Below are 16,545 nucleotides of genomic sequence, written 5' to 3'. Positions count from 1 at the left end.
CAAGTTTAGGGTCGAGGCTCTTCATGAAACGATACCCCATGTCTGGCACTCTTAAAATATCCGTAGGGCACTATTCCGATAAAGGCCGAAAGGAAATCAACCAGGATTTTCATGGCGTCTATATGCCGAAAGAACCGCAATTGAGTTCAAAAGGTGTTGCCATTGCGATGGCCGACGGAATCAGCAGCAGTGCTGTCAGCCATATTGCCAGCGAAGCCGCGGTCACCGGATTCCTACAAGATTATTTTTGTACCTCGGAAGCTTGGTCGGTAAAAAAATCGGCGCAACGGGTCTTGATTGCAACCAACTCCTGGCTGCATGCCCAAACCCAACAGAGTCAATATCGTTACGATAAAGACAGAGGCTATGTTTGTACCTTTAGCGCCCTGATTTTCAAGTCTAATACCGTGCATATTTTTCATGTCGGCGATACACGGATCTATCGATTACATAACAATCATCTGGAGCAATTAACCAACGATCATCGGCTTTGGGTTTCGCAAGACAAAAGCTATCTGAGTCGTGCATTGGGTATCGATCATCACCTAGAAATCGATTATCAAGCTCTACCGATTGAAAAAGGCGATCGCTTCTTATTGATGACCGATGGCGTTTATGAATTTGTTAATAATGTTTTCATCATTAATGCGATCAAAAAGCATGGCGACGATTTAGCGACTGCCGCAACAATGATCGTCAACGAAGCCTACCGGCAAGGGAGTTCGGATAACTTGACGATGCAGATTGTCGATGTCGAGGACTTACCGAATCAAAATGCGAATGAGATTTATCGGCAAATAACAGAGCTTCCATTTCCGCCGACATTGACCGCCAGGATGATTTTCGACGGTTATCAAATCATGAGAGAGCTGCATAATAGCAGCCGGAGTCATGTCTATTTGGCAATGGATACCGAAACCAATAAATCGGTCGTCATTAAAACACCTTCAATCGATCTTCGAAACGATCCCGCTTACCTTGAAAGTTTTCTCATGGAAGACTGGATAGCGCGCCGCATCGATAGCCCTCATGTCTTAAAACCCTGCGAACAAACCCGAAAACGCAATTATCTCTATATTGTCACCGAGTTTATCGATGGCCGAACATTGAAACAATGGATGATCGATAACCCGAACCCGGATCTGGAAACCGTTCGCGGCATCATTGACCAAATTGCCAAAGGCCTACGCGCGTTTCACCGGCTGGAAATGGTTCACCAGGACTTGAGACCGGAAAATATCATGATCGATAACTCCGGTACGGTAAAGATCATCGACTTCGGCTCGACTCGAGTTGCAGGGCTTACGGAAATGAACAACCCGATCGAACGACACCCATTACTCGGCACCGCTCCGTATAGCGCCCCCGAATATTTTTTAGGCGAAAACGGAACGGCTCGCTCCGACTTATTTTCGTTAGGCGTCATAACCTATCAAATGCTGACCGACAATCTGCCTTATGGCACTCAAGTCGCCAAATGCAAGACGAAAGCGGCTCAAAATCGATTGAACTATCACTCCATCCTGAATAATGAGCGAGCGATTCCGGTCTGGATCGATGATGCCATCAAGAAAGCCGTCCACCCGAATCCCTACAAGCGATATGAAGCATTATCCGAATTTGTTCACGACCTGCGTTATCCGAACCAAACTTTTTTGAATAAAACGCATCCGCCGCTCATAGAGCGCGACCCAGTAACCTTCTGGAAAAGCATTTCTCTCATCTTGACGATTATCGTCGTCACGTTATTAATCCAACTAAGCAAAAGAGGTATTTAATATGAAAACGACTCCATCATCTTGCAAAGCCGATTCCTTGCTCACCAAAGAGCAAATGACCGATCGGATCATCACGGCAAAAGTACAAAAGCAACTCACCTGGACGGCCATTGCCGAACAAATCGGCGTCGATGAAGTTTGGCTGACCTCGGCTTGCCTTGGCATGAACAGCATGAAACCGGAACTGGCCGAAAAGCTATGCACCGTTCTGGAGCTACCCAACGAAGTGCAAGTCGCCTTGGCAATGTTCCCTTACAAACAATGGGCTTTCGACGTACCTCAAGATCCGCTCATTTACCGGCTTTATGAAGTCGTCGGCGTTTACGGCGAAACCTTGAAAGAAATCATTCACGAAAAATTCGGCGACGGCATCATGAGCGCGATCGATTTCAGCATGACAGTAGGCAAGGAAGAAAACCCGGCGGGCGATCGCGTTATTATCACGATGAACGGCAAGTTTTTGCCTTATAAGTCCTGGTAAGCCAGGGTAGATTTGCTCTATAACCCAACTCTATTCAAACCGTAATGTTGCAACATGTATACCTTTCGCACTTCAAATTTCGGCAGTGCCTTAGGAGGCGCCGGGGTGCTCGGCCCCTGCTAGGTGAGGGACCAGCATGGAGCTGGCATAGAGCTTACATGGACGTATTTACCCAGCACCTAAATTCCATAGCCCATTGGCCATGGTTAATTGTCTTGGATAATTCATCCAGCACCTAAATAAGCCATGATTTTGAATCATTGCCAAAGACCTATGAAATTTAGGTGCTGGTGGATTTAGGTGCTGGGTTCACAACGTCCTTTGACGGGCATCCCGGCGCCGAATTTTGATCTCCGATGAGTATAACCCGTATGCAGCATAGTGGAATACGGGAATGACATGGCTTCGAACGTCCCGGATTGGGCTACGCTCCATCCGGGCTACACAGCTAAAGGTAACCCTTCATTTCGGCAAATCGATTACCCCCTCGGCGAACATCACCGCCTCGCCGCCGACGCGCAGGGGCAATAACTCCTCGCCTTTGTTATCCATTTCAATGCGAATGACACTGCGTCGCGAACGTTCATCGCCACGTTCCACGGCGAAACTGTGCGTGCCCTTGCGTGTTTGCTCGAACGAACACAAATACGAACAAAAAGCCGGTACCGCATTGCCGACCGGCGGATCATCGGTTAAAGCAAGGCGAGGCCCAAGAAGGCGCAAATTGAAATCGGCATCGGGGAACGGCGTTTTCGGCGCAAACAACAAAATCTCTTGCGCCGCGGTTTGCGGCGCGGCGGATTGGCTCCAGGCGGGGTAATTGAAAAGCGCTTTTCTTACCGACTCGTATTTCCAAACCGGCACGATCAAATAGGGATAACCACAGGAAACCAATCTTGGCGAATACTTTTTGTGATCGAGTTCCGATTGCTCCAACCCTAGAAAAGCGGCTAATTCTTCATCGCCCGGTGCAAACCGGTCGACAATGGCGCTGACTTTTCGGGTAAATTGCACAAAACCGGGCTTACCGCCGACACTCGTAATGTTCGCCTCGACAGGCCCCGCATTTTGTTCGAACACGACCCGGGTAATCGGCTCGTTTAATTCAATATCGCCGCAACTGGCCAAGACAAAAGCCGCGGCAATGACCGGATGACCGCCTAAATGAATCTCCGCCAGCGGCGAAAATATGCGCATTCTTCGCACATTGCCGTCATTGAGCTTATGAAAAATGAAGACGGTTTCGGACAAATTCAGTTCCTTGGCTATCAAGGCCATTTTTTCGGCATTGAGTCCGTCCGCTTTCGGAAAAACGGCAATTTGCGCGCCATTGAAAACCCGATTCGTGAAAACGTCGGCAATATAATAGTGATATTTCATAAATCTCCCTAAACGTTAACGGCAACCCGCCGGTTTTCGATACGAACACCATAGGTTTCGATTTTCACAGTCTCGTCCTCGAAGCAAACGCCCGTCTCCAAATTGAAATGCTGTTTATAAAGCGGCGAGGCGACCATCGGTTGACCGCCGATATCGCCGATCATGCCGCGCGATAATACATTGACTTTGCCGAACGGGTCGAAATTATCGACCGCGTAAACCGCCTGTTCCTTCGGCATATAAAACAAAGCAATTTGCCTGCCATCCGCCCAGACGCAAACACCGGAATCCGGCTGCAGATCGTCGACCGAGCAGACATCGATCCATTCGCTCATGCTCATGCCTCCTCCAATATCTTGAAGTGCTTACGGGCCTTCAATTCCTCCCGTTCTCGTTCATCGGCAGGGCGAATTTGGCCGCGCTCCTCGACGAACACGATATTATCGTCGGGCCGGTCGCTGTTGACGAAATGCCGGAAACGTTTCAATTTACTCTCGTCCTCGATCGTGGTTTTCCATTCGCATTGATAGGTATCGATCACATGGCGCATTTGTTGTTCCAGTGCCTCGCCTATGCCGAGACTATCCTCGATCACGACCGAACGCAAATAATCCAAGCCGCCTTCCATGTTTTCCATCCACACCGACGTTCGCTGCATCCGGTCGGCCGTACGCACATAAAAAATCAGCACGCGATCGATATATTTGATCAGCGTTTCCTTGTCGAGTTGGGTCGCGAACAAATCGCCGTGCCGGGGCTTCATCCCGCCATTGCCGCAGACATAAAGATTCCATCCGCCTTCGGTCGCGATCACGCCGATATCTTTGCTCTGCGCCTCGGCGCATTCGCGTGTGCAGCCGGACACGGCGAATTTGATCTTGTGCGGCGCCCGAAGTCCTTTATAACGGTTTTCCAGCTCGATCGCGAGACCGACGCTATCATCGACACCGAAACGGCACCAAGTACTGCCGACACAGGATTTGACGGTCCTGAGCGACTTGCCGTAGGCATGTCCGCTTTCGAAGCCGGCGTCGATCAATTCCCGCCAGATCGACGGCAATTGTTCGACTCGGGCGCCGAACAGATCGACCCGCTGACCTCCGGTAATTTTCGTATACAAACCATATTTTTTGGCGACCTGCCCCAGCACGATCAATTTCTCGGGCTGTATTTCGCCGCCGGTCACGCGCGGGACAACCGAATAGGTGCCGTCTTTTTGCATGTTCGCGAGAAAAATATCGTTGGTATCCTGCAAACCGATATGCTCTTTTTTGAGAATATAGTCATTCCAGTATGAGGCCAGAATCGAGCCGACCGCTTGTTTACAAACTTCACAGCCGCGGCCGCGCCCATGTTTTTCGATCAATTCGTCGAAGGTCTTGATTTCCTCGACCATGATCAAATGATACAACTCCTGCCGGGTATGCGGAAAATGCTCGCAAATATCGGTACTGACTTCGATGCCGAGTTTGGCCAATTCGCATTCCATGACCGATTTCATCAGCGGCACGCAACCGCCGCAACCGGTTCCTGCCTTGGTTTCCGACTTGAGCGCGGACACCGTATTGCAACCGGCTTCGATCGCCGAACACAACGTTGCCTTGTTGACATCATGACAGGAACAAATTTGTGCCGACATCGGCAGTGCATCCGGCCCAAGGCCGACCGACTCGTCGGAACGGTGCGGCAAAATCAGCGAATCGGGATTTTCCGGCAGTTCGATGCCGTTCAGGCAATATTGCAGCAAGGTTCCGTAACCCGAAGCATCGCCGACGAGCACTGCGCCCAACAGCCTTTTTTTATCGGCACTGACCACGAGTCGCTTGTAGACTTCGCTATCGCCGTTTTGATAAGTGTAAACCAATGCGCCCGGCGTCTGCGCATGCGCGTCGCCGATACTCGCGACATCAACGCCCATCAGCTTCAGCTTGGTGCTCATGTCGGCGCCGGTAAAATAATTGTCGCCGCCTTCGAGCACCGAGACGACGGTGCGCGCCATCGCGTATCCCGGCGCGACCAGGCCGAATATCCGGTTATTCCACAAAGCGCATTCGCCGATCGCGAAAATATCGGGATCGGAGGTCCGGCATTGATTGTCGATCACGATGCCGCCGCGCGGGCCGACCTCCAATTCGCAGGCCCTGGCGATATCGTCGCGCGGACGAATACCGGCCGAAAACAAGATCAAGTCGGTTTCGAGCGCATCGCCGCCGGCGAAATTCATTTTATGCAAGCAACTTTCGCCGTCGTCGATCAGGGTGGTGTTCTTATTTAAATGCACGGTCACGCCGATCGCTTCGATCTTGCGCTTCAACAACGCGCCGCCGCCGTCGTCCAATTGCACCGCCATCAGGCGCGGCGCGAATTCGACTACATGCGTGGTCAAGCCTAAGTCTTTCAAGGCATTGGCAGCTTCCAGGCCGAGCAGACCGCCGCCGACCACGACGCCGACCTGGGATTGTTCGGCCGCTGTTTGAATCGCCTCCAAATCTTCGATGGTTCGGTAAACCAAGCAACGATCGCGTTCATGCCCCGGTACCGGCGGCACGAACGGATAAGACCCGGTCGCCAGCACGATTTTGTCGTAAGCGATGTGGACGCCTTTTTCCGACAGCACTGTTTTAGCGCTACGGTCTATCGATTTTGCTCTGTCTCCCAGATGTACGGTGATGCCGTGTTGTTCGAAAAAACCGACCTCGACCATTGATAGATCCTGCGCGCTCTTGCCGGAAAAAAACGCCGACAAATGGACCCGGTCGTAGGCCGGTCTGGGCTCCTCGCAAAACACGACGATCTCAAAATGTTCCTTCGCGCCACTGCTCACCAGTCCGGCCAAAAAGTTTTGGCCGACCATACCGTTACCAATCACGACTAATGTTTGTTTCTTGCTCATCGGCAACCTCGGTTTTCTGTATCTAAATTTTAGGCAAAAAAAAGGCGTCCAGTCGATGTGACGAATCACTCGAACAGGACGCCAATGCCCCAACAAAATCGGTACTCCGTTAGGAGTCTTGTTAGTGATACAGCAATATGGATGCCAATTTAAGAGAAACTTTAGCGAAGCCTTGATCTAACTGGTTTTAACAAACCATTAATTAGTCAATTCGAATTCAATAATCATTAAATTACCGCTTTCACCGCACACATTCGGTGAATAGCGTTAACTTTCCGCACCAATATAAAGCAATACATTTATCCGCAACCGAATGAACAAGCGCGCGCCCCCCAAACACAGACCGGCATATTATTTGCTTTATTTATTAAATTGAGCACTATTCACTTCTCGGTCACCGTAACGCTCATGAAGGCCCGTCCATCGCCCCGGCAAATGAAAGCTCGCGGCGACGGAGGATGCGGCATTTGCTTTGTCGAACGCCGTATTTAGTAAAGAGTCCAAATCTGCGAACTTTCACAGTAAAACCAGCTAATGTCCATACTACAACTCAAGTTACTCGGCTTTTCCGGTAAAATCAAAATTCTGCATTTGACCTGGACGGCTTTTTTCATCAGCTTTGTCGTCTGGTTCAATCACGCCCCTCTGATGCTGATGATCATGGATTCTGTGAATCTCACCGAATCCGAAGTCAACATCCTGCTGTTATTAAACTTTGCGCTACCCATTCCGGCTCGCATCATCATCGGCATGGTCGTAGACCGCTTCGGCGCAAGAATCAGTTACAGCACGCTACTGGCACTGAGTAGCCTACCTTGCTTCGCCTTTGCGATGGCCGAATCGTTTGAACAATTAGCCTGGGCGCGCTTCTGTTTGGGATTTATCGGCGCGGGCTTTGTGATCGGCATTCGCATCATCGGCGATTGGTTTCCGGCTCGGCAAGTCGGTGTTGCCGAAGGCATCTACGGGGGCTGGGGCAATTTCGGTTCGGCTGCCGCAACTATCCTGCTACCGGGACTGGCATTATATTTCGGCGCCGAAAACGGCTGGCGTTATGCGATTGCCGCAACCGGTATTTTGTCGCTAGCATATGCGTTCATCTACTACCGGAATGTCGAGGATACGCCACCCGACGTGCCCTATTTGAAACCTAGACGTTCGGGCGCAATGGAGGTTACTTCGATAAAAGACCTATTCCTTTACATCTGCACGACCGTACCGCTTTATGCCGCAATGTCTCTGCTCACTTGGCAACTATCGACACCGGAAGCCGATTTACTTAGCACACCCTGGGTCATTGCGATTAACATCATTATCTGGGCTCTTTTCTTTTCTCAAGCTTATCAAATCGTCGACATCAATGCGGAACGGCTCAGTCGTCCGATCGATAACATTCACCATTATCCATTCAAACAAATTAGCATCCTTAGCGTCGCCTATCTGATGACGTTCGGCTCCAAATTAGCCGTGGTATCGATGCTGCCGATGTTTTTCTTTACGATTTACCGCGAAAACCAATCAATCTCGATGATCGATGCTGGCCTAATGGCCTCGGGCTTCATTGTCATGAACCTGATCGCCCGCCCGGCCGGCGGCTGGCTCAGCGACAAAATCGGCCGCAAGTTTTCGCTGACGATTTTCCTAGCCGGCACTTCGCTCGGTTATTACTTGATGTCCTTTATTGCCGGCGATTGGCCCATTTTGATGACTATTTCAATGACGGTGTTGTGTTCGATATTTCTTCAGGCCGCTGAAGGTGCGGTATTTGCCATCGCACCATTGATCAAAAGACCCATAACCGGCCAGATAGCCGGCATCGTCGGCGCTTACGGCAATGCCGGCGCAATCTTTTTTTTAGCGCTGATGGGTCATGTCGCACCGTCTACGTTTTTCATCATTCTGGCAGTTTGCGCATTAGCATCGGCAATCTTGGCGCGCTACCTCGAAGAGCCTAAAGAGTTCATTACCGAAATCATGCCTGACGGCACTGTAGTGAAAATCGAACTGGATTGACATGCAAGCGCTGAAAGTCTTAATCGCCGATGAAATTCAAGGTGAAAAACTGCTCGAGAAAACCCTAAAAAAGCATGGTTTCGAAACCGCTTGCCTCCCGTTCGATACTATCGATTTAAATTCGTTGGTTTTAAATTTATTGCCGGATATCGTGGTGTTGAATGTTTATACCCCGACACCGAAGATACTTGATGCCATATTGACGATCAATCAAAGCCATTCGGCGCCGGTGATCCTGTTTGCCGAAGATCACGATAGCGACACGATCGATAAAGTCATCAAGGCCGGCGTCAGCGCTTATATCGTCGACGGACTCGACCCCAAACGCATCAAAACCATCATCGATATCGCGGTGGCTCGATTCAAAGAGCAAAACGCCATCAAGGAAGAATTGAAAAAAACCAAATCGCAACTTGAAGAAAGAAAATCGGTCGACCGAGCAAAAGGGATTCTAATGAAATCGCAAGGCTTCGACGAAGCTCAGGCTTATCATGCGCTGCGAAAACTGGCGATGGACCGGAATATTTCGATCGGCGAAATGGCTAAAAACGTCATTTCTATGGCGGATTTATTGAAGTAACGATCACGCTTTCTATCGTTTCGATTTACGGGTAGACTGTCTTTCTCTTATCAATCACGAACGAGAAAGCCGATGAAAAACCCTGTTGATGCTCGCCTCATTGCCGCTTTTTTCCTGATGATATTCGGAACGAGCGTCTTAGCGGAATCTCGAATTGCCGTTTTGGTTTTCGAGTTAAAAGATCTCACATTGGCTCCAGGCATTCCTCAAGAACTGGAGCGCACCGCTTCGATTAAGCCTCAACTCGAAGCCGAATTAACCACATTAGGGAATGACATTGTCGAAACCGACTTCGCATCTCAACAAAAGGCCAATGCCGGGACCGGTTATCTATTCGATCACCATGATGTGGCCGCGAAACTCGGCAAGCAGTTCGACGCCGATTACATCCTGGTCGGTAGACTGCATAAACCGAGCTTCTTGTTTGCTTATATCATGGGGCATTTAATTCGAGTCGACGACGGCAAACTGATTGCCGATTACACTTTCGAAGCAAAAGGCCCTAATCAATTCCAAACCAATAAGACTGTCAAAACCCTGGCTAAAGCGATCGACAAAGATTTAAAGCGCCTGTCTCAATCCCACTAAAAAACCAGGTTGAGTACGCACCGCGCACTAATGCTGGCGCGGGACGGGTTATTCAACCCGCCCCAAACGTTTTTTGTTTGCTTTGAGCATAGTCGAAACGTTCCGGACGGGGTTATACCTTTCGCACTTCAAATTTCGGCAGTGCCGGAGGAGGCCTCGGGGTGCTCGGTAAAGGCTTTGCCAGCATGGAGCTGGCATAGAGCCTACATGGACGTATTTACCCAGCACCTAAATTCCATAGCCCATTGGCCATGGTTATTTGTCTTGGATAATTCATCCAGCACCTAAATAAGCCATGATTTTGAATCATTGCCAAAGACCTATGAAATTTAGGTGCTGGTGGATTTAGGTGCTGGGTTCACGGCGTCCTTTGACGGGCACCCCGAGGCCGAATTTTCATCTACGATGAGTATACAAACCCCTTCCGGCAAAGGTAAAGAGCGACTATTCAGTCGCTAACACTTCGATTTTAGTTTGATTGTAAGTGACTTTATTATCCTTAATCTCTATAGCCTGCTGTCGAATCAACTCATCGAATAAATCCTCCTCATTAACCACATTATTCTTAAATTTACTGCGAATACTGTTGAGCAGGGTTTCTTTTTTGACCGGCCGGCTTCGACTGTGCTTGATCAAATGCGCGCAAAACTCTTGCACCAAGACTGCAGGGCTTTTCGGTGCGAAGCCCGGCATATTTTCGAGCTTGACACCGATACGTTGCGCGCTCCGGTTCTGGCTGATTAATAGACTAACCGCATGATCGAGGTCGTTGTCGTCGGAAACGACATCGAAATGGGTATTTTCGGGGAGCTGGGCCATCATTGCGCCAGCCCAAAAGGTGATGCCGAAATCGGCGGAGTTCTTGCCGCCGTTCGGCATTTTGATGATTTTCAGACGATTTTGATTGACCGTTGCGGTCAGCGGCACGATCCAATCGAGCGGAACGCGCGCGCCGCACTGCGCATAGCAAATCACGACGTGGGTATAGGCGGCTAAATCTTCCATCAACTGATAGACTTGTTTCGGGCAATTTTCGAGGTCGATCAACAAGACGCGGGCTGCGTAATCCGCATCGTCGTCATCCTTGACCGCCTCCTTGTCCGAAATGTTCTCGTTCATGTCTGCCGGCCTCTTCAGTTCATCGTTTTACATCGTCATAGCCTGACCAACACTTCGCCGCGCCCCATTTCAGCCATGTCACCGCCGTAACGCCGGACACGATTGAAGACCGCCGCAGTGTCTGCGAATTTCGAATCGAATCCTTTGAACGACGCGAACAACATCGGCAAAAACGCCAAGGTATGCGAGCCGCAATCATTGAAGGTCGCCGGCAATTCGGGCTTGTTCCAAAGCAATAAGGTGCCTCGGCGCATTGCAAAACCGGTATAGCGTCCGGTGTTGCCCATCACCGCGATCGTGCCGGCCGTCATTCTCGACCCGCAATAATCGCCGGCATTGCCTTCGATCAAAATGACGCCGCGGCGCATGTGATCGCCGACCCGCTCGCCGGCGTTGCCTTTAACCAAAACGGTGCCGCCTTTCATGCCCATCTTGTTACCGGGCAAGGCCGCCCCGAGAAAATCGCCGGTATTGCCGTTGATCTGAACGAAACCTTTTTTCATTTCGCAGGCCGCGAATAGTCCGGCGTTGCCGTTGACGGTAATCGTGCCGGACTTCATGCCCAGGCCCAGATAAGCGCCAACATCGCCTTCGACGCGGATCTGTCCTTCGGTTAATTCTTTACCGATAAAATCGAGCTTGGAGTAACTATTCTTGATGACAATCTGTTGTGTATCGTAACCGGCAATCGTGAATAGTTCGTCGACGCGAATTTTGCGCTTGCCGCTATCGAGTTCGAGCGCTGCAATATCGGTCGGCGATAACCCCGCCAGTTTTTGACAAACCAGAGGCGACAAATCGACGCGCTGAGCCGGTCGCTGTTTCAGCGTGAAGGTTAACGCAGTCATGCCATGATCTCCTGTAAATGAAAATGGAAGGGGCCGAGTTTACCGCCGTAATTGCCGGCACTGATGCGTTTGACGCCGTTTTCGGCACCCAAATCGCAGACCGCTTGAATACCGACTCGCATCGCTTTGTCGATATCTTCCTTGGTCAGGCCGTCGATCACGATTTCCATCACCGATTCGATTTCAGGCGACAAATCGGTTTTGGTGATGCCTTTCAGTGTTGGGCAAAAAGCATCGTTGGTCGATGCGCCAAGCGCCTTATATTTCGAACCGACTTTCGAACCGGAGCGAACGACGCCGCCCGGAAACGGCATGATCACATTCGGAATCTTGCGCATTTCCTCGATCGCGGCCTCGCAGGCCGCCAGCGCTTGCGGCTGCGATTCGGCCAATACCAAGAAATTACCTCCACCGACCGCTTCGACCTGCCCTGTCGTCGCCTCGGTCAGAAACTCGCCGTCCATGACCGGCACGCGCCAATAACGTTTGCCACCGATCACTTTGGAAATCTGGAAACCGTCGCCGAAATAGCGCAAATTCTTGCCCAATGGAATCGGTTTGTCGCTCTCAATGCCGGCGAACAACGCCGAAGTCGGCGAAGTCAGCACACATTGCCCAGCGCGCGTTTCCAATTGTTTCGCAAGGCCTTTGCCGCCCATCGCGAAGATCATCACAGAAACGCCAGGGCGTCCGTCGGGTGTTTCGGAAGGATCGAGCACGCGCTCGATGCCGGCCTCGCAGCCGCAAGCGATCACCGAAGTCGCGAAACCGGTCATCGCTTGCGCCGAGATCATCGCCCATTTTTCGTTTTGCGCGGTGATAATCGCGCGCGTCGCCTTCATCGGAAATGCCTCGGCAAAGGTTTTGTCTATCGTTACGCCGTTAATAATCATCATGGGTACACATGGTTAAATATTTGAAAGTAAGTAAAGTGTTGACGTTATCGGTATATCTCGATGCAGGCCTTGTTTTCGTCGATCAATGCCATTTCTATCGCGTCCTTTTTAGTCAACAAAGAATTGATAATCGCCGCTTTGGACTGATTGCCTATTTTCAGCCAAACAATTTTAGGCGGTTGACCGTAAAGATTCGACATTTCAAAAAAATCAGCGTCCTTCGTGACGATAACAAAGTCGTTGGTTTTGGCATATTCCCAAATTTCCCAGTCACTGGCGCGTTCCAAACCTAATATCGCAACTTGTGTGGATTCAGGATATGCTTCAACTAAAAAGGCCACTGCACGGCGCGACAAGTTTTCATCCAAAGCAGCTTCATTAAATAATTGCCGCTAAGCTATGCTCACGTTCGGCTGCAAAAGCCAAACAAGCCCTTATATCGTTTGACTCCAGTTCAGGATAATCGTCCAAAATTTCCACTTCGCTCATACCCTCCGCAAGCCATCCCAAAACATCGTAAACCGTAATCCGCAACCCGCGAATACAAGGCTTACCACCTCGCTTTCCGGGTTCGATGGTAATGATGCTGCGATAATCTATAGCCATAGGTATCTCCGGATTTTTTTTAGTTTATTGTTTCTTCATCTGTTATCTATGTATTTTGGTTGTTAATGCCGAGAAATCGCTGATTTCCCGATTTACAGATTGTTTAATTAATAACCTCAAGCAGCCTTCAAATCACACTGCAACAAACCTTGTTGCTCAAGTTTGTTATGAATATTTCCAGGACTAAGCTCCAGGCCATTTTTCCAGCATAATGCCCCGAGCTCTAGAAAGAATCGTTTAAAATAATCTTCATCTTGTAGCGGGGCGACCAACTCGGTCTGTTTCTCCAGCAAAGGCTGTAAATCGTAGTCGCCGACGGTTTGATCGGAAAACCACAAGCGTATGATTTTATGTTCGATATATTCAGCTTTGATGATTTTAATCATTATCGGCTCCGGCTATACGCTGCAACGGTTTTAGTTGAATGGCTAACTGCCAATCCGCCATTAATTCTTCCTGATGCTCTTTCGCCCAGTCCCTGACCAGTTTCAATGCTTTACTCGGCAAACGGCCTTCCAGTACTTCTCCACTTTCGATCGCAATTAATGCCTGATGACCTTGGTACTCGGCGTGAAAATGCGGCGGATTGTGATCATCGTGATACATCCTGATGTAAATGCCGAAAAAATAGGAAATAACGGGCATCGTTTAATTTAAGACCTTAGGTATATTTTGTTTCCATTCGAGTTAATCATCATACTTTTCGCTTAATAATCTAACGATTATTTGCGCCCACTTGATACTGTCAAAGACCAGAGGTTTTATTACGGGTTTCGTTCCATGCACATCTGACATTTCACTTCAGAGCGTCTGCATCACAAAAGCAGCTTGATTAATTGATTGTTTCAAGTTTTTCTTTAAAAAATTAACGTTTGAATTTTTCCATTGAATTTCTTCGAGTTGATTTTGAATGGCTTCAAAAATACCTACAGCCTCAAGTGATTTATTGCACCTTTCCTGAAAAGATGAATCACTTACAGACCCGAGACCTTCTTTTTTTTGATACACATTTGCTGTTACGCTATCAATCGCAGCACATGCCGACGATATAGCTCCGCTCAAATCGCCGTCACGGAATTTAGTTGATGCCTTGACCAGATCTTCTCGCGCTAGTGGATCAAGTTCAGTCAAATCAACTGAGTCTAAAATCTCAATGGGTATGATTTTGTTATCTATACACTGCCATCCAAACCGACTCAAATAATTCTTTAGCCTCTCTTCCGGATCATAATCGAGATACCGAAGATTATTGATACGTTCGAATATTCCCTCAATTACATAATTTAAGAACTTATGCTTTTCAAGGTTATTCATACTTAAAAAGTGTAAGTATTCAGTCCCCCGGCCATTCTCGTTCCCACGCTCTGCGTAGGAACGCCTGAGTACCGCTCCAGCGGTACGAGACGCTAGAGCGTCTCGGGCTGCATTCCCACGCTGGAGCGTGGGAACGATAGGAGGGATGTGAATAATTACGGTAAATCAATTCCACCACTGATTCGAATAATCTCTTTGATTTCGTAGAAATCAAATTCCTTTAATATTGATGTGATTGCTGCCCAAGCAGAATCTATATTATTATCCATGAAATTAAATATACTCTTTCTGACCGGAATCTAAGTTTTTCCAACTCATCCAGTGTTTTCACTAAACCACCTCTTTTAGAGAATGCACCGTCAAACTTCCCCGCCCGTCCTCGGTAAACTCGTCGTCGCTGATTTTAAAGTTACCCATTTTCATCGTCAGATAGCGGTCGAAATAAGACTTGAGGTCTTTTTCGACGGCCGCGTCATAATCAGGCTTGACAATATGTGTCGTTCCCCATTTTACATGGACGATCTGGCCATCTTTTACGACCATCTCGCCGTCTTTGAACACGTAATCCGGTTTTTCGAACATTTTTTGCCGGTCGGCGTTTTCGGTGTACACGGTGATGTCGCCCCAATTCCCAGCGGTCAGGCCGCCGCGATCTTTCAGGCCGATCAATTTGGCCGCGCCCGCGCGCGTCATGATCGCGATTTCGTTCAGCGTGTATTCGCGGTCGATCGATGCCAGCGTCGTCATTTTTTGCGCTTCCGGATGAATCGTCGCGAGCATATCGTTGCGGAAGCTTTTATCCATCAGCAAACGAATCAGATGCGGATAGGTCGTGAACGGCGCGCCGTTCGGATGGTCGGTGGTCAAAAACACGCGCCACGGGTCGTCGACCAGCAGGAAGATTTCGAGTCCGATCGCCCATTGCAGAGCATTGACGAAATTCTGGTCCCTGTATTTGAACGGCACAACGCCGCAGCCGGCATCGCATTCGATGTCCATGCATACCCACTTGTTCGGATGCCCGTGTTTGTGGTTCGCATGTTGGCGCATCGTATCGCCGGATGCCGTGACGGTCTGGCCGAACAAAATTTGTCCGACATCAATCGTAATGTTCTTATGCTTGTTGACCGCTTCAGCGATTTGCGCGGCGCCCGATGAGAATTTGAAGTCGCCTTCGGTGCCATAGCTATGAAACTGAATGTGCGTCAAATGCATCGGTAAGCCGCCCACGCCTTGAATCGTATCGAGCGTCGTGTCGACATTGCCCGGCACGCCCAGATTACAACCATGCACATGCAAAGGATGCGGAACGCCTAATTCTTTGACCGCAGTCGCCAAGGTTTGCAGAATTTGCCTGGGCGTCACGTCGTAATACGCATTTTTTTCGTCAAGATCGAGCTTGCGTTGATTAAACTTGAACGCGCTGATGCCGCCGGCATTAACGACTTTAATGCCTATACATTTGGACGCTTGAAGCGTCCATGCGACATAATCGTTAACCGCTTTCTGATCTTTTTTTGCAGTCAACATGCGCAGCAAGTAGTCATCGCTGCCAAGCATCGCGTAGCCCCCTTTATCCAAAATCGGAATATCGCCCATTTCCATATGCGCCTGTCGGGCGTTAACCGGCAACACTGCCGGCTCGAACGCCGCTGTATAGCCCATCTCGGCATAACGATAGCCGGTAACATAAGTGCTCGGTATCGCATGACCGCTTCCGGAACGCGTCAAATCGGTGCGGATAACCGGATCTGAGCGGTGGTCTTCCGGTAACAAGATTCTCGCGATATTCCCCTTACCGCCGCCGATATGCGTATGCATGTCGATCGCACCGGACATCACGACTTTACCGGTTAAATCATATTCTTGATCGATTTTGAGATCGGCCGTAGGTCTATCGACGATGCGACCGTCTTGAATATAAATATCCCGTTTTTGGCCGTCGATTCCGCCGGCGGGGTCATAAACCGTTCCACCTGTTAATTTAATCAGCATAGCTTTTCCAAATGATTAGAGATGAGCAGTACATCGAAGCACATAGACATCGGA

The 16,545-nt window shown here is 49.4% G+C and carries 17 protein-coding genes; 5 read left to right on the top strand and 12 right to left on the bottom strand.

Translation table 11 applies throughout. The annotated features are described in order from the left end of the window. Positions 1 to 38 precede the first annotated feature (38 nt). The gene (locus tag ACRJJO_RS15160) at positions 39 to 1,778 is read left to right on the top strand and encodes a protein kinase domain-containing protein (protein ID WP_431066516.1); all 1,740 of its coding nucleotides are present in this window, start codon (positions 39 to 41) and stop codon (positions 1,776 to 1,778) included. A gap of 1 nt (position 1,779) precedes the next feature. Beyond that, on the top strand, positions 1,780 to 2,259 hold the full coding sequence (cynS, locus tag ACRJJO_RS15155; protein ID WP_014147765.1) for a cyanase: 480 nt from the start codon (positions 1,780 to 1,782) through the stop codon (positions 2,257 to 2,259). Between the two features lie 462 nt (positions 2,260 to 2,721). On the opposite strand, the gene ACRJJO_RS15150 is transcribed toward cynS, so the two are convergent. Genes ACRJJO_RS15150 through nirB form a run of 3 tightly spaced genes read right to left on the bottom strand, consistent with a single transcriptional unit; the run spans position 2,722 to position 6,532 of the window. Next, a complete protein-coding gene (locus ACRJJO_RS15150) occupies positions 2,722 to 3,639 on the bottom strand; it encodes a PhzF family phenazine biosynthesis protein (RefSeq protein WP_431066515.1) in 918 nt (305 codons plus the stop codon). Positions 3,640 to 3,647: 8 nt separating this feature from the next. Continuing rightward, entirely contained in the window at positions 3,648 to 3,974 is a 327-nt protein-coding gene (gene nirD, locus ACRJJO_RS15145; RefSeq protein ID WP_026130071.1) for a nitrite reductase small subunit NirD, read from the bottom strand. A 2-nt stretch (positions 3,975 to 3,976) separates the two neighbouring features. Then, entirely contained in the window at positions 3,977 to 6,532 is a 2,556-nt protein-coding gene (gene nirB / locus ACRJJO_RS15140; RefSeq protein ID WP_431066514.1) for a nitrite reductase large subunit NirB, read from the bottom strand. A 534-nt stretch (positions 6,533 to 7,066) separates the two neighbouring features. On the opposite strand from nirB, the gene ACRJJO_RS15135 reads away from it, so the two are divergent. From ACRJJO_RS15135 to ACRJJO_RS15125, 3 genes are all read left to right on the top strand, one after another. Further along, positions 7,067 to 8,545 (top strand): MFS transporter, encoded by a 1,479-nt coding sequence (locus ACRJJO_RS15135; protein ID WP_431066513.1) that lies wholly within the window; start codon positions 7,067 to 7,069, stop codon positions 8,543 to 8,545. A 1-nt stretch (position 8,546) separates the two neighbouring features. Beyond that, a complete protein-coding gene (locus ACRJJO_RS15130) occupies positions 8,547 to 9,125 on the top strand; it encodes an ANTAR domain-containing response regulator (protein WP_431066512.1) in 579 nt (192 codons plus the stop codon). Between the two features lie 72 nt (positions 9,126 to 9,197). Then, entirely contained in the window at positions 9,198 to 9,713 is a 516-nt protein-coding gene (locus tag ACRJJO_RS15125) for a DUF2380 domain-containing protein (RefSeq protein ID WP_431066511.1), read from the top strand. A gap of 444 nt (positions 9,714 to 10,157) precedes the next feature. Here ACRJJO_RS15125 and ACRJJO_RS15120 read toward each other — a convergent pair whose 3' ends face one another. The 9 genes from ACRJJO_RS15120 to ACRJJO_RS15080 form a co-directional block, all read right to left on the bottom strand. Further along, the gene (locus ACRJJO_RS15120; RefSeq protein ID WP_431066510.1) at positions 10,158 to 10,832 is read right to left on the bottom strand and encodes a PIN domain-containing protein; all 675 of its coding nucleotides are present in this window, start codon (positions 10,830 to 10,832) and stop codon (positions 10,158 to 10,160) included. 35 nt (positions 10,833 to 10,867) lie between these two features. Beyond that, positions 10,868 to 11,680: a formylmethanofuran dehydrogenase subunit C gene (locus ACRJJO_RS15115; RefSeq protein ID WP_431066509.1), complete on the bottom strand. Its 813-nt coding sequence runs from the start codon at positions 11,678 to 11,680 to the stop codon at positions 10,868 to 10,870. Then, positions 11,677 to 12,573, bottom strand: coding sequence for a formylmethanofuran--tetrahydromethanopterin N-formyltransferase (fhcD, locus tag ACRJJO_RS15110; protein ID WP_431066525.1), 897 nt, complete (start codon positions 12,571 to 12,573; stop codon positions 11,677 to 11,679). Before fhcD ends, ACRJJO_RS15115 begins: the two co-directional genes overlap by 4 nt. 47 nt (positions 12,574 to 12,620) lie before the next feature. Then, positions 12,621 to 12,944 carry a DUF5615 family PIN-like protein gene (locus ACRJJO_RS15105; protein ID WP_431066508.1) on the bottom strand — a complete coding sequence of 108 codons (324 nt, stop codon included), beginning with the start codon at positions 12,942 to 12,944 and terminating at the stop codon, positions 12,621 to 12,623. A 10-nt stretch (positions 12,945 to 12,954) separates the two neighbouring features. Then, the gene (locus ACRJJO_RS15100) at positions 12,955 to 13,182 is read right to left on the bottom strand and encodes a DUF433 domain-containing protein (protein WP_014147754.1); all 228 of its coding nucleotides are present in this window, start codon (positions 13,180 to 13,182) and stop codon (positions 12,955 to 12,957) included. 116 nt (positions 13,183 to 13,298) lie between these two features. Beyond that, positions 13,299 to 13,568, bottom strand: coding sequence for a DUF2442 domain-containing protein (locus ACRJJO_RS15095; RefSeq protein WP_431066507.1), 270 nt, complete (start codon positions 13,566 to 13,568; stop codon positions 13,299 to 13,301). Then, a complete protein-coding gene (locus tag ACRJJO_RS15090; RefSeq protein ID WP_431066506.1) occupies positions 13,561 to 13,827 on the bottom strand; it encodes a DUF4160 domain-containing protein in 267 nt (88 codons plus the stop codon). Before ACRJJO_RS15090 ends, ACRJJO_RS15095 begins: the two co-directional genes overlap by 8 nt. A 156-nt stretch (positions 13,828 to 13,983) precedes the next feature. After that, the gene (locus tag ACRJJO_RS15085) at positions 13,984 to 14,496 is read right to left on the bottom strand and encodes a hypothetical protein (protein ID WP_431066505.1); all 513 of its coding nucleotides are present in this window, start codon (positions 14,494 to 14,496) and stop codon (positions 13,984 to 13,986) included. A 330-nt stretch (positions 14,497 to 14,826) separates the two neighbouring features. Then, positions 14,827 to 16,491 (bottom strand): formylmethanofuran dehydrogenase subunit A, encoded by a 1,665-nt coding sequence (locus tag ACRJJO_RS15080; RefSeq protein ID WP_431066504.1) that lies wholly within the window; start codon positions 16,489 to 16,491, stop codon positions 14,827 to 14,829. Between the last annotated feature and the right edge of the window lie 54 nt (positions 16,492 to 16,545).

This window comes from Methylotuvimicrobium sp. (assembly GCF_050611805.1).
Lineage (GTDB): Bacteria > Pseudomonadota > Gammaproteobacteria > Methylococcales > Methylomonadaceae > Methylotuvimicrobium.
The sequence above is the reverse complement of the archived record's forward strand: the minus strand, read 5'-3'. Positions and strand labels throughout refer to the sequence as shown.

Coding starts and splice junctions, on each gene's coding strand:
- ACRJJO_RS15160 (WP_431066516.1), top strand. CDS start 39: ATGTCTGGCACTCTTAAAATATCCGTAGGGCACTATTCCGATAAAGGC.
- cynS (WP_014147765.1), top strand. CDS start 1,780: ATGAAAACGACTCCATCATCTTGCAAAGCCGATTCCTTGCTCACCAAA.
- ACRJJO_RS15150 (WP_431066515.1), bottom strand. CDS start 3,639: ATGAAATATCACTATTATATTGCCGACGTTTTCACGAATCGGGTTTTC.
- nirD (WP_026130071.1), bottom strand. CDS start 3,974: ATGAGCGAATGGATCGATGTCTGCTCGGTCGACGATCTGCAGCCGGAT.
- nirB (WP_431066514.1), bottom strand. CDS start 6,532: ATGAGCAAGAAACAAACATTAGTCGTGATTGGTAACGGTATGGTCGGC.
- ACRJJO_RS15135 (WP_431066513.1), top strand. CDS start 7,067: ATGTCCATACTACAACTCAAGTTACTCGGCTTTTCCGGTAAAATCAAA.
- ACRJJO_RS15130 (WP_431066512.1), top strand. CDS start 8,547: ATGCAAGCGCTGAAAGTCTTAATCGCCGATGAAATTCAAGGTGAAAAA.
- ACRJJO_RS15125 (WP_431066511.1), top strand. CDS start 9,198: ATGAAAAACCCTGTTGATGCTCGCCTCATTGCCGCTTTTTTCCTGATG.
- ACRJJO_RS15120 (WP_431066510.1), bottom strand. CDS start 10,832: ATGAACGAGAACATTTCGGACAAGGAGGCGGTCAAGGATGACGACGAT.
- ACRJJO_RS15115 (WP_431066509.1), bottom strand. CDS start 11,680: ATGACTGCGTTAACCTTCACGCTGAAACAGCGACCGGCTCAGCGCGTC.
- fhcD (WP_431066525.1), bottom strand. CDS start 12,573: ATGATTATTAACGGCGTAACGATAGACAAAACCTTTGCCGAGGCATTT.
- ACRJJO_RS15100 (WP_014147754.1), bottom strand. CDS start 13,182: ATGGCTATAGATTATCGCAGCATCATTACCATCGAACCCGGAAAGCGA.
- ACRJJO_RS15095 (WP_431066507.1), bottom strand. CDS start 13,568: ATGATTAAAATCATCAAAGCTGAATATATCGAACATAAAATCATACGC.
- ACRJJO_RS15090 (WP_431066506.1), bottom strand. CDS start 13,827: ATGCCCGTTATTTCCTATTTTTTCGGCATTTACATCAGGATGTATCAC.
- ACRJJO_RS15085 (WP_431066505.1), bottom strand. CDS start 14,496: ATGAATAACCTTGAAAAGCATAAGTTCTTAAATTATGTAATTGAGGGA.
- ACRJJO_RS15080 (WP_431066504.1), bottom strand. CDS start 16,491: ATGCTGATTAAATTAACAGGTGGAACGGTTTATGACCCCGCCGGCGGA.